A 12,512-nucleotide genomic window follows, 5' to 3' on the forward strand; every position below is an offset into this window, starting at 1 on the left:
TTACGGTTTTGTAGGTCGGGTAAGCAAAGCGCCACCCGACAATCTAATTAACCCGCTACAGCAATACGCTTCATGTCGGTCATATAGCCACGCAGTTTCTGGCCAATTTTCTCGATTTCGTGGCTGCGGATAGCGTCGTTCACGTCGCGCAATTGCGCATTATCTACCGCGCCTTCAGCAATCGCTTTGCCCAGGTCACCCGCTTGCAGGGTGGTCATGAACTCTTTCAGCAGCGGTACACATGCGTAAGAGAACAGGTAGTTACCGTACTCTGCGGTATCAGAGATAACCACGTTCATTTCGTACAGACGCTTACGGGCGATGGTGTTCGCGATCAGCGGCAACTCGTGCAGTGATTCGTAGTAAGCAGACTCTTCGATGATGCCGGAATCCACCATGGTTTCGAACGCCAGCTCAACGCCTGCTTTCACCATGGCAATCATCAGTACGCCTTTATCGAAGTACTCCTGCTCGCTGATTTTGCCGTCAAACTGTGCAGCCGTTTCGAACGCAGTTTTACCGGTCTCTTCACGCCAGGTCAGCAGGTTTTTATCATCATTAGCCCAGTCAGCCATCATGCCGGAAGAGAACTCACCGGAGATGATGTCGTCCATGTGTTTCTGGAACAGCGGAGCCATGATGGTTTTCAGCTGCTCGGACAGCGCAAATGCACGCAGTTTAGCCGGGTTGGACAGACGATCCATCATCAGCGTGATACCACCCTGTTTCAGGGCTTCGGTGATAGTTTCCCAGCCGAACTGAATCAGTTTTTCTGCATATGCCGGGTCAGTACCTTCTTCCACCAGCTTGTCGAAGCACAGCAGAGAGCCGGCCTGCAACATGCCGCACAGAATAGTCTGCTCACCCATCAGGTCAGATTTCACTTCTGCAACGAAGGAAGATTCCAGAACGCCCGCACGATGGCCACCGGTTGCGGCTGCCCATGCTTTCGCAATCGCCATGCCTTCACCTTTTGGATCGTTTTCCGGGTGAACAGCAATCAGGGTTGGTACGCCGAAGCCACGTTTGTACTCTTCACGAACTTCAGTACCAGGGCACTTCGGAGCAACCATCACAACGGTGATGTCTTTACGGATCTGCTCGCCCACTTCAACGATGTTAAAGCCGTGGGAGTAACCCAGCGCTGCGCCGTCTTTCATCAGCGGCTGCACGGAACGCACAACGTCAGAGTGCTGTTTGTCTGGAGTCAGGTTAACAACCAGGTCTGCCTGTGGGATCAGCTCTTCGTAGGTGCCTACTTTGAAGCCGTTTTCGGTCGCTTTACGCCAGGAAGCGCGCTTCTCAGCAATCGCTTCTTTACGCAGTGCGTAAGAGATATCCAGACCGGAGTCGCGCATGTTCAGACCCTGGTTCAGGCCCTGTGCGCCACAGCCGACGATGACCACTTTCTTGCCCTGAAGGTAGCTTGCGCCATCAGCAAATTCATCGCGCGCCATGAAGCGGCATTTGCCCAGCTGTGCCAGCTGCTGGCGCAGATTCAGTGTGTTGAAGTAGTTAGCCATGGTGATACCTCGTGATGTTGTACTGTCTTATTGTTCGGTTCGCATATGCGAGAATGAACTTACTATATGACAGGAAATTTATTGCGGAAATTGATATATTCACAACGTCACGTTGCAATTTCTGCAATGTAAAAAGAGGGAGTGGAATCAGTGGATTTACGCGATCTGAAAATGTTCCTGCATCTGGCGGAAAGCCGTCACTTCGGGCGCAGTGCGCGCGCCATGCACGTCAGCCCTTCCACGCTTTCTCGCCAGATCCAGCGCCTTGAGGAAGACCTCGGCCAGCCGCTTTTTGTGCGTGACAATCGCACCGTGACGCTCACGGAAGCAGGGGAAGAGCTACGCGTCTTTGCCCAGCAAACGCTGTTGCAGTACCAGCAACTACGCCACACCATCGACCAGCAAGGGCCGTCACTGTCCGGCGAACTCCATATTTTTTGTTCCGTGACGGCGGCCTATAGCCACCTGCCGCCGATCCTCGACAGATTCCGCGCAGAGCACCCGTCGGTCGAAATCAAGCTCTCGACCGGTGATGCCGCCGATGCCATGGAAAAAGTGGTGACGGGAGAAGCAGATCTCGCCATTGCCGGGAAACCGGAAATGTTGCCTGGCGCCGTCGCGTTCTCAATGCTGGAAAATCTGGCGGTGGTACTGATTGCCCCTGCGCTGCCCTGCCCGGTGCGAAATCAGGTGTCGGTAGAAAAGCCAGACTGGTCAACGGTGCCGTTTATCATGGCCGATCAGGGCCCAGTGCGCCGCCGCATTGAGCTGTGGTTCCGCCGTCAGAAAATCAGCAACCCGTCGATTTACGCTACAGTAGGTGGCCACGAGGCGATGGTGTCGATGGTGGCGCTGGGTTGCGGCGTGGCGTTGCTGCCGGAAGTGGTGCTGGAAAACAGCCCGGAGCCGGTGCGTAATCGCGTGATGATTCTGGAGCGCAGCGACGAAAAAACACCGTTTGAGCTTGGCGTGTGCGCACAAAAAAAGCGGCTGCATGAGCCGCTTATTGATGCGTTCTGGAACATATTGCCGAACCACTAACCCGCGAGGAAGAACCTGAACGCCGGGTTATGGGTTTCGTCGTGACAGTCGTAACCCAGTTCGTTCAGCCGCGTTTCGAAATCAGGCTCGTGCTCGCCCAGTTCGAATGCCGCCAGCACTCGACCGTAGTCCGTACCGTGGCTGCGGTAGTGGAACAGAGAGATGTTCCAGTGCGTACCCAGCGTATGCAGGAACTTGAGCAACGCCCCTGGTGATTCCGGGAACTCAAAGCTGTACAGACGTTCCTGAAGCGGCTTCGACGGACGCCCGCCCACCATGTAGCGAACGTGCAGCTTCGCCATTTCATCGTCGGAAAGATCCACCACGCTGTAGCCACCTTCGTGCAGCAGGTTGAGGATCTCTTTACGTTCTTCCAGACCGCGACTCAGGCGCACGCCAACAAAAATGCAGGCATCTTTGGCGTTAGCAAAACGGTAGTTAAATTCCGTCACTGAGCGGCCGCCAAGCAGCTGGCAGAACTTCAGGAAACTGCCCTTCTCTTCCGGGATGGTCACCGCCAGCAGGGCTTCGCGCTGTTCACCCAGCTCGCAGCGCTCGGAAACATAGCGCAGACCGTGGAAGTTAACGTTGGCACCGGAAAGCACATGCGCCAGACGTTCGCCGCGAATGTTGTGCTGCGCGACGTATTTTTTCATCCCTGCCAGCGCCAGTGCGCCAGAAGGTTCCGCAACCGCACGAACATCCTCGAACAAGTCTTTCATCGCCGCGCAGATAGCATCGCTATCAACGGTGATGATATCGTCGAGATACTCCTGGCACAGGCGGAAGGTTTCATCGCCAATGCGTTTAACGGCCACGCCTTCGGCAAACAACCCGACGCGCGGCAGGTCCACCGGATGACCCGCATCCAGCGCTGCTTTCAGACAGGCTGAGTCTTCCGCTTCAACGGCAATCACTTTGATTTGCGGCATCAGCTGTTTGATCAGCACCGCCACACCCGCCGCTAACCCGCCACCGCCAACTGGCACAAATACGCGGTCAAGATGGGCATCCTGTTGCAGCAGTTCCAGCGCCAACGTGCCTTGTCCGGCAATTACCATTGGATGATCAAATGGCGGCACCCAGGTGAAACCCTGCTGTTGCGCCAGTTCAATGGCTTTGGCTTTCGCTTCGTCAAAGTTTGCGCCGTGAAGCAGCACTTCGCCGCCAAAACCACGCACCGCATCCACTTTGATATCTGCCGTGGCAACCGGCATCACAATCAGCGCTTTCAGCCCCAGGCGGGCAGAGGAGAACGCCACACCCTGAGCATGGTTGCCCGCAGAGGCCGTGATCACGCCGCGCGCTTTTTGCTCGTCGCTCAACCCAGCCATCATCGCGTAAGCACCGCGCAGTTTAAAGCTGTGTACTGGCTGGCGGTCTTCGCGTTTCACCAGAATTACGTTGTCGAGGCGCGAAGAGAGCTTTTCCATTTTTTGCAGTGGAGTGACCTGCACTGCTTCATAGACCGGCGCACGTAGCACCGCCCTAAGATATTCCGCCCCCTCAGGGGCGGCGGATAAGGGTTGTGATTCGGCCATCATTAGCCCCCAAGTTTCGATTTATCGCGCACCGCGCCTTTATCTGCACTGGTGGCAAGGCTTGCGTAAGCACGCAGAGCGAAGGAGACTTCACGCTGACGGTCTTTCGGTGTCCAGGCTTTGTCGCCGCGAGCTTCTTGTGCTTCACGGCGCGCTGCAATTTCCTGGTCGCTCAGTTTCAGCTGAATACCGCGATTTGGGATATCGATTTCGATCAGGTCGCCATCTTCGATGATGGCGATATTGCCGCCACTCGCCGCTTCAGGGGAAACGTGGCCGATAGACAAGCCGGACGTACCGCCAGAGAAACGACCATCGGTGATCAGCGCACAGGCTTTACCGAGACCCATAGATTTCAGGAACGTGGTTGGGTAGAGCATCTCCTGCATCCCCGGCCCGCCTTTCGGACCTTCGTAGCGGATCACCACCACATCACCTTCCACGACTTTGCCGCTCAGAATCGCGTCCACCGCCTCGTCCTGGCTTTCATACACTTTGGCCGGACCGGTGAATTTCAGGATGCTGTCGTCCACGCCCGCAGTTTTTACGATACAGCCATTTTCAGCGAAGTTACCGTACAGCACGGCCAGACCGCCGTCTTTGCTGTACGCGTGCTCAAGCGATCGGATGCAGCCTTCGGCACGATCGTCATCCAGGGTGTCCCAACGGCAATCCTGCGAGAATGCCTGGGTGGTACGAATACCGGCCGGACCCGCGCGGAACATGTTTTTCACCGCTTCGTCTTTCGTCAGCATTACGTCATATCTGTCCAGCGATTCTGGCAGCGTCAGACCCAGTACGTTTTTCACTTCACGGTTCATCAGCCCGGCGCGATCGAGCTCGCCGAGAATACCGAGCACGCCACCGGCGCGGTGCACGTCTTCCATGTGGTACTTCTGGGTACTCGGCGCGACTTTACACAGCTGCGGCACTTTGCGAGACAGCTTGTCGATATCGCTCATAGTGAAGTCGATTTCAGCTTCCTGTGCGGCCGCCAGCAGGTGCAGAACGGTGTTGGTGGAACCGCCCATGGCGATATCCAGAGTCATGGCGTTCTCGAACGCGGCTTTACTGGCGATGTTGCGCGGCAGCGCGCTGGCATCGTCCTGCTCGTAGTAGCGTTTGGTCAGCTCGACAATGCGTTTACCGGCGTTGAGGAACAGCTGTTTACGATCGGCGTGGGTCGCCAGCAGCGAGCCATTGCCCGGCTGGGACAGGCCCAGCGCTTCGGTCAGGCAGTTCATGGAGTTTGCGGTAAACATGCCAGAACAGGAGCCACAGGTTGGGCACGCGGAGCGTTCAACCTGATCGCTTTGCTCATCAGAGACTTTCGGGTCAGCGCCCTGAATCATCGCATCAACCAGGTCAAGCTTGATGATTTTGTCGGAAAGCTTGGTTTTACCCGCTTCCATTGGGCCACCGGAAACGAAGATCACCGGAATATTCAGACGCAGGGAAGCCATAAGCATCCCCGGGGTGATTTTGTCGCAGTTGGAGATACAGACCATCGCATCGGCACAGTGGGCGTTCACCATATACTCGACCGAGTCGGCGATCAGCTCGCGCGACGGCAGTGAATAAAGCATCCCCCCGTGGCCCATTGCGATACCATCGTCAACAGCAATGGTGTTGAACTCTTTCGCCACACCGCCAGAGGCTTCGATTTGCTCGGCAACCAGTTTACCCAGATCGCGCAGGTGCACGTGGCCCGGTACAAACTGAGTAAAGGAGTTAACCACGGCGATAATTGGCTTGCCGAAATCGGCGTCGGTCATCCCGGTGGCGCGCCAGAGCGCACGGGCCCCCGCCATATTACGACCGTGGGTGGTGGTGGCGGAACGATACTTAGGCATGCTTTATTTACTCCCGTCTGACTATTAAATGGGACGGTGCGCGCCGTCCCATATTTATACTTAGTTGTTAACTTGATCCAACCAGCCGTATTTATCTTCCGTTTCACCGGTGAAGAGGCCAAAGAAAGCCTGCTGAATACGTTTAGTTACCGGGCCACAGCGGCCTTCACCTACCTGAATACCGTCAACACTGCGAACTGGTGTGATCTCAGCGGCGGTACCGGACATGAATACTTCGTCGGCCAGATACAGGGATTCACGAGACAAGACCTGCTCGCGCACTTCGATACCCAGATCTTTTGCCAGTTTGATAATGGCATCACGGGTGATACCCGGCAGCGCGGAAGAAGTGAACGGCGGAGTGAACAGGATACCGTCTTTCACTTCAAACAAGTTTTCGCCTGCGCCTTCAGAGATATAGCCATTCACATCCAGCGCGATCCCTTCCTGATAACCATGACGACGTGCTTCGCTGCCAACCAGCAGAGAGGAAAGGTAGTTACCGCCCGCTTTTGCAGCAGTCGGGATGGTGTTTGGTGCCACGCGGTTCCAGGAAGAAACCATTGCGTCGATCCCCTGTTCCAGTGCTTCAGCACCCAGGTAGGCACCCCACGGGAACGCAGCAATGATCACATCAGTGGTATAGCCTGCTGGCGGGTTAACACCCATGCCCACATCGCCAACAAACACTAACGGACGAATATACGCGCTGGTCAGGTTATTCTTACGAATCACCTCGCGGCAGGCTTCCATCAGTTCATCAACGCTTTGTGAGACAGGAAAACGATAAATTTTGGCTGAGTCATGCAGACGCTGCATGTGTTCGCGATGGCGGAACACCACTGGCCCTTTGTGAGAATCGTAGCAACGGATGCCTTCGAACACGGACGTACCGTAGTGCAGCGCGTGGGACATCACGTGGACTTTCGCGTCCTCCCAACGAACCATCTCACCATTGAACCAAATGTAATCAGCTTTTTTCGTCGTCATTTTTTTTCTTCCTGTCACGCTTAAGCGCGGATTTGTTGTGATGTGGTTGTGCTCTGGCAGATGGCAACATGGGCAACGTCTACCAGCTTTGTTAACTGACTAAACAGTAAGTCGACCGACCGCGCGCTGGCAACGGTTAATTCGATACTGATGTTCCGTGCGTCTGTGGCCGTCTCCATATTCATAGAGCAAATTTGAAAACCACGATGACGGACTACACGCAAAACACGTTCTAAGGTTTCTGGGTTGAAGCGAGCCTGCACGGCGACCTGATGTTGCATCATGATAATTTCTCCAGCATTTGTGAATTACTGGCACCTGGTGGTACCAACGGCCAGACATTCTCAAGCTCGTCGATTGAGACATGAAGCAGGTAAGGCCCTTCGCTTGACAGCATAGTGTCGAGTGCCGCTTCAACCTGGTCTTTACGGGTGATGTGCTGGCCTGGGATACCAAAGGCACTGGCCAGCATGAGGAAATCGGGGTTATCGGTCAGCGTCGTTTCGCTGTAACGCTCCTGGAAGAACAACTGTTGCCACTGGCGAACCATGCCTAAGCGCTGGTTATCGAGCAATACGATTTTCAGCGGTAACTGCTTACGCTTAACGGTGCCCAGCTCCTGAACATTCATCATGAAAGAGCCGTCACCGGAGATACAGATGACGGTATCGTGCGGACGGGCAACCTGTGCGCCTACCGCCGCAGGCAGGCCAAAGCCCATCGTGCCTAACCCGCTAGAAGTGATGAAGTTTTCCGGGCGAGTGTAGGTCATGTGCTGCGCAGACCACATCTGATGCTGGCCGACGTCGGTGGTGACCACGCTGTCTGCCGGTTTACGATCGGACAACTGTTTCAGCAACAGCGGCGCGTAGATGGCGTCACCCGGATGGTCGTAACGCCAGGCGTGCTCAACACGCATATCTGCCGTGTGTTGACGCCATTCATTGATGTTCAGCGGCTGCTGTAATGCAGGCAACAACGCATTGAGATCGCCCTGAAGGGCCACGTGCACCTGACGCAGCTTATTCATTTCCGCAGGGTCGATATCCATGTGGATCACTTTCGCATTCGGCGCGAAGGTATTCAGTTTGCCGGTTACGCGGTCATCAAAACGGGCGCCTACGGCAATCAGCAAGTCGCATTCCTGAACCGCCAGGTTGGCGGCTTTGGTGCCGTGCATACCCAACATCCCCAGATAGAATGGGTAATCTGCCTCTACCGCACCCAGGCCTTTCAGCGTGCAGGTGGCTGGCATTTGGGTGGCGGCGATAAAGCTTCGCAAGGCAGGTACGGCCTGCGCCATGCCCACACCACCACCGACATACAGTATCGGCTTTTGCGCTTCCGCTATCATCTGACGCGCCGCGTCCACTTCGGAATGTGGGAAAGCATCGTCGTTTTCCACGGTGGAGAAATGCGGCTCCAGCTCACCCAGGGCAACCTGGATATCTTTTGGGATATCAACCAGAACCGGGCCTGGGCGGCCAGAGTTGGCAACATAAAACGCATCCGCCATTACGCGCGGCAGCTCTTCCAGAGACTGAACGAGGAAACTGTGCTTTGTGCAGGCCAGTGACAGGCCCAGTACGTCCACTTCCTGGAAAGCATCGGTACCAATGAACGGGGAGGCCACCTGCCCGGTGATGGCGACAACAGGAACGGAATCCAGCAGTGCGTCGGCCAGGCCTGTGATCAGGTTGGTTGCCCCCGGGCCTGATGTTGCCATGCAGACGCCAGTTTTACCCGTAGCACGCGCATAGCCAATGGCCGCCATTGCAGCACCCTGCTCGTGTCGGCACAACAGGTGTTCCACGCCGCCGTCATACAATGCATCGTAAATCGGCATAATTGCGCCCCCCGGATAACCGAAGACTGTTTCGACTCCCTGTGCGCGCAACGCATGTACTACCCACTGTGCACCATTCATAGTTAGTTCCCCGTCATAAATCGGGAGAAACAGAATTTTGTGCTAATAGTCATTCTCTGCTCCTCGTTTAAGTTTTTTAGTCATAAAAAAACCCCCGGACCTTTCGGTGCGGGGGTCTTAGTTCGTTAAGGCTTGATTTCTATGCCTTTCCTCGTCCAAGTGCAGCCCCGCACGGTGGGATAATAATCACCACCACGCTAATCACGACCAGGCTAATCACTCGTAGAAGGGCTGTCATTTTCAGTTCTTTTTGCATCTTGTTCGAAGGAATACCTAAAGAGTTATCACAGATTCCGAATTAAACACAAGATTTATTTATGACGCATTTGTTTAGCACGCGAATGATTTTCCTAAAAATCTTTGTTTTATATGAGGAAAATAGAAAATGAATTTTTTTCATTTTTTTTCGTTTACATCAGCGGTCAAACGGGGGGGTTATCCCTCTTTGCGGCGCCGATTCCATCCTGATGCAATAATTACACTTTGCAGCTAAAAGTGATGAATGCGTATCGTAAAGTCGCAAACATGCGGTCAAAAGCAAGAATAAAAACTGGCATAGTTGCCCGACAAGGAGGGTTTATATGTCACTGTCGGTTGTTTATACACGAGCCGCTATTGGTGTGAAGGCACCACTGATTTCTGTTGAAGTACATCTGAGTAATGGCCTGCCAGGGCTTACTCTCGTTGGTCTACCCGAAACCACAGTAAAAGAGGCCAGGGATCGGGTACGTAGCGCTATCATCAATAGCGGTTATACCTTCCCTGCCAGGAAAATCACCATCAACCTGGCACCTGCTGACCTTCCAAAAGAGGGAGGACGATATGATTTACCCATCGCTATTGCGCTTCTCGCCGCTTCTGAGCAGCTGAATACCACCAGGCTAAGTTCGTATGAGTTCATCGGAGAACTCGCTCTTACAGGCTCATTAAGAGGCGTTCCTGGCGCAATTTCAGGTGCCCTGGAAGCTATAAGCGCAGGCCGACAAATCATTGTGGCCAATGAAAATTCTCCTGAAGTGAGCCTGATTGCAGAAAAAGGGTGTCTGATAGCTGGCCATCTACAGGAGGTTTGTGCGTACCTGGAGGGGCGGCATGAGCTTGCCGAACCACGGGAGGCCGAAGATATCCAGCCGGATAACCGGGACGATCTCAGCGACATTATTGGCCAGGAACAGGGAAAGCGAGCCCTGGAGATTACCGCCGCAGGTGGGCATAACCTCTTATTGATTGGCCCACCAGGAACAGGCAAAACAATGCTGGCAAGCCGCCTGAATGGCTTACTGCCGCCATTAAACAATCGCGAGGCACTTGAAAGCGCCGCCATATTTAGCCTCGTTAGCTCAACATCACTGCAAAAGCAGTGGCGGCAACGACCCTTTCGCTCACCGCACCACAGTGCTTCTTTGACAGCAATGGTGGGTGGGGGCTCTATCCCGGGGCCTGGCGAAATCTCGCTGGCGCACAATGGCATCCTGTTTCTTGATGAATTACCTGAATTTGAACGGCGGGTTCTGGACGCCTTGCGTGAACCAATTGAGTCGGGACAGATTCACATCTCCCGGACGCGCGCCAAAATCAGTTACCCTGCGCGGTTCCAGCTGGTCGCTGCGATGAACCCCAGCCCAACAGGGCACTACCAGGGGAACCATAACCGGTGTACGCCTGAGCAGACGCTCCGCTATCTTGGAAAACTATCAGGTCCTTTCCTCGACCGGTTCGACTTATCTCTGGAGATCCCTCTTCCACCTCCCGGGCTACTCAGCAAGAACAACGGACAGGGAACAACTTCAGCGGAAGTGCGCGAAAGAGTCATCACTGCCCAGCAGAAGCAATATGCCCGTCAGTGCAAACTCAATGCCTATCTTGATAATGCGGAAATTCGGCAATTCTGCCATCTGTCGTCGGAGGATGCGCTTTGGCTTGAGGACACCCTGGTACGGTTTGGGCTTTCGATTCGTGCCTGGCAGCGCTTATTGAAAGTCGCCAGGACGATCGCTGATGTTGAAGGGTGTACTGAAATCCAGAGGCAGCATCTGCAAGAAGCATTGAGTTATCGTGCAATAGACCGTTTGCTACTGCATCTGCAAAAAATGCTGGCGTAAAAAAAGGGGCCATAGCCCCTTTTCTTGTCACATTAGTCGTCAGACTCGGTGTAATCTTCAGCACCTTCCATCTGAGGCTTACCGCCAGACAGTGTGTGGAAACGCTTAGGACGCTTGATACGCGCCATATACTTCACCCATACACGTTCTACTTCTGATACCGGCTCACGCTCGCCACGGCAAACGGCAACAAACTGTTTTTCGTCTTCCGTTTCTGGTTCACGTTTCCCCAGATCCAACTCGTTAAAGGCATAACCATGGCGCTCAAGCAGTTGTGCCTCTTTAATGGTGAAGTCACCATGGCGAGAGAACCCGCGCGGATAATTTTTATTGTCGAAAAAACGATTCGTCGTCGTAAAGCTTTCCGCCATCCTACACGCTCCTAATTCTTTGGCCGAGCTATTTATGGCGCGGAGTATTAGTTACGCTTGACAGAGTGTAAAACAAAACATTTAAATCATAACGACAAATAATTTTGCGGAGAAAGATGTGGATACGGAATTGCTAAAAACTTTCCTCGAAGTGAGCAGAACGCGTCACTTTGGGCGAGCAGCGGAAGCCCTTTACCTGACGCAGTCAGCGGTCAGTTTTCGTATTCGCCAGTTGGAGAATCAGCTGGGTGTGAATCTTTTTACGCGCCATCGCAACAATATCCGTTTGACGCCAGCCGGTGAAAAACTATTGCCCTATGCAGAAACGCTGATGAATACCTGGCAAGCAGCACGCAAGGAGGTTGCGCATACATCACGGCATAACGAATTCTCTATTGGGGCCAGCGCATCGCTATGGGAATGTATGCTCAGTCAATGGCTTACACAGCTATACCGTTCACATAACCACCTACAGTTTGAAGCAAGAATTGCGCAACGTCAGTCGCTGGTTAAGCAATTGCATGAACGGCAACTGGATCTCCTGATCACGACAGAAGCCCCCAAAATGGACGAATTTAGCAGCCAGATTATTGGGCAATTTAGCCTTGCACTGTATGCTTCTGAACCCTCAATGATGAAGGCTGATCTTAACTATTTACGCCTGGAATGGGGGCCGGATTTTCAACAACATGAGGCTGGATTGATCGCAAGTGATGACGTACCTCAGCTCACCACAAGCTCGGCTGAGATCGCCTGTCAGCATCTTTCTTTACTGAAAGGTTGCACCTGGTTACCCACGCGTTGGGCGAACAATAAGCCTGAATTGCATACTGTGGCGGATTCCACAACGCTCTCAAGACCGCTCTATGCCATCTGGTTGCAGAACAGTGACAAACAATCTCAGATAAAAGATCTGTTAAAAATCAACATAATGGAATGATGCATATTACCTGCATGGATGCAGGTAGCATTTTCAAAGACGTGGTTTTAGCCTTTTTAAGGCAAAAAAAAATCCTTTGCCTAAGCAAAGGATTATATATGGCAGGGGCGGAGAGACTCGAACTCGCGACACCCGGTTTTGGAGACCGGTGCTCTACCAACTGAGCTACGCCCCTAAATTTTCTTACCATTAAGCCTGCTAAGATATAGCAGGCTTAATGTCTT

The 12,512-nt window shown here is 53.6% G+C and carries 12 protein-coding genes and 1 tRNA gene; 3 read left to right on the top strand and 10 right to left on the bottom strand.

The window, feature by feature from the left end; all coding sequences use genetic code 11:
- Positions 1-47: 47 nt before the first annotated feature.
- Positions 48-1,523: a ketol-acid reductoisomerase gene (ilvC, locus tag ACS603_RS18560; RefSeq protein ID WP_182062962.1), complete on the bottom strand. Its 1,476-nt coding sequence runs from the start codon at positions 1,521-1,523 to the stop codon at positions 48-50.
- Between the two features lie 150 nt (positions 1,524-1,673).
- Between ilvC and ilvY the strand changes: the two genes are divergently transcribed.
- Positions 1,674-2,564 carry an HTH-type transcriptional activator IlvY gene (gene ilvY, locus ACS603_RS18565; protein ID WP_182062963.1) on the top strand — a complete coding sequence of 297 codons (891 nt, stop codon included), beginning with the start codon at positions 1,674-1,676 and terminating at the stop codon, positions 2,562-2,564.
- Here the strand turns inward: ilvY and ilvA are convergent.
- The 7 genes from ilvA to ilvL all read right to left on the bottom strand — a co-directional run bounded on the left by ilvA (position 2,561) and on the right by ilvL (position 9,113).
- The gene (ilvA, locus tag ACS603_RS18570; RefSeq protein WP_182063493.1) at positions 2,561-4,105 is read right to left on the bottom strand and encodes a threonine ammonia-lyase, biosynthetic; all 1,545 of its coding nucleotides are present in this window, start codon (positions 4,103-4,105) and stop codon (positions 2,561-2,563) included. The genes ilvY and ilvA overlap by 4 nt on opposite strands.
- A 2-nt stretch (positions 4,106-4,107) precedes the next feature.
- Positions 4,108-5,958, bottom strand: coding sequence for a dihydroxy-acid dehydratase (gene ilvD, locus ACS603_RS18575; RefSeq protein WP_182062964.1), 1,851 nt, complete (start codon positions 5,956-5,958; stop codon positions 4,108-4,110).
- 60 nt (positions 5,959-6,018) lie between these two features.
- Positions 6,019-6,948, bottom strand: a complete 930-nt coding sequence (ilvE, locus tag ACS603_RS18580; protein ID WP_182062965.1) for a branched-chain-amino-acid transaminase — start codon at positions 6,946-6,948, stop codon at positions 6,019-6,021.
- 20 nt (positions 6,949-6,968) lie between these two features.
- Positions 6,969-7,232: an acetolactate synthase 2 small subunit gene (gene ilvM, locus ACS603_RS18585; protein WP_182062966.1), complete on the bottom strand. Its 264-nt coding sequence runs from the start codon at positions 7,230-7,232 to the stop codon at positions 6,969-6,971.
- Complete coding sequence (ilvG, locus tag ACS603_RS18590) at positions 7,229-8,875, bottom strand: acetolactate synthase 2 catalytic subunit (protein ID WP_315687306.1); 1,647 nt, start codon at positions 8,873-8,875, stop codon at positions 7,229-7,231. The genes ilvM and ilvG overlap by 4 nt, the downstream gene beginning before the upstream one ends.
- Before the next feature lie 2 nt (positions 8,876-8,877).
- On the bottom strand, positions 8,878-8,928 hold the full coding sequence (gene ilvX, locus ACS603_RS18595) for a peptide IlvX (protein ID WP_315688725.1): 51 nt from the start codon (positions 8,926-8,928) through the stop codon (positions 8,878-8,880).
- Positions 8,929-9,014: 86 nt separating this feature from the next.
- Positions 9,015-9,113, bottom strand: a complete 99-nt coding sequence (gene ilvL / locus ACS603_RS18600; RefSeq protein ID WP_001311244.1) for an ilv operon leader peptide — start codon at positions 9,111-9,113, stop codon at positions 9,015-9,017.
- 343 nt (positions 9,114-9,456) lie between these two features.
- Between ilvL and ACS603_RS18605 the strand changes: the two genes are divergently transcribed.
- Positions 9,457-10,977, top strand: a complete 1,521-nt coding sequence (locus ACS603_RS18605; protein ID WP_182062968.1) for a YifB family Mg chelatase-like AAA ATPase — start codon at positions 9,457-9,459, stop codon at positions 10,975-10,977.
- Positions 10,978-11,009: 32 nt separating this feature from the next.
- On the opposite strand, the gene ACS603_RS18610 is transcribed toward ACS603_RS18605, so the two are convergent.
- Positions 11,010-11,348 (bottom strand): MaoP family protein, encoded by a 339-nt coding sequence (locus ACS603_RS18610; RefSeq protein WP_182062969.1) that lies wholly within the window; start codon positions 11,346-11,348, stop codon positions 11,010-11,012.
- Between the two features lie 118 nt (positions 11,349-11,466).
- Here ACS603_RS18610 and hdfR point away from each other — a divergent pair, with 118 nt between their 5' ends.
- Positions 11,467-12,288: an HTH-type transcriptional regulator HdfR gene (gene hdfR / locus ACS603_RS18615; RefSeq protein ID WP_446491767.1), complete on the top strand. Its 822-nt coding sequence runs from the start codon at positions 11,467-11,469 to the stop codon at positions 12,286-12,288.
- 99 nt (positions 12,289-12,387) lie between these two features.
- On the opposite strand, the gene ACS603_RS18620 is transcribed toward hdfR, so the two are convergent.
- Positions 12,388-12,463 (bottom strand) — tRNA-Trp (locus ACS603_RS18620).
- Between the last annotated feature and the right edge of the window lie 49 nt (positions 12,464-12,512).

It is taken from the genome of Enterobacter sp. Li2LvB3 (assembly GCF_056156645.1).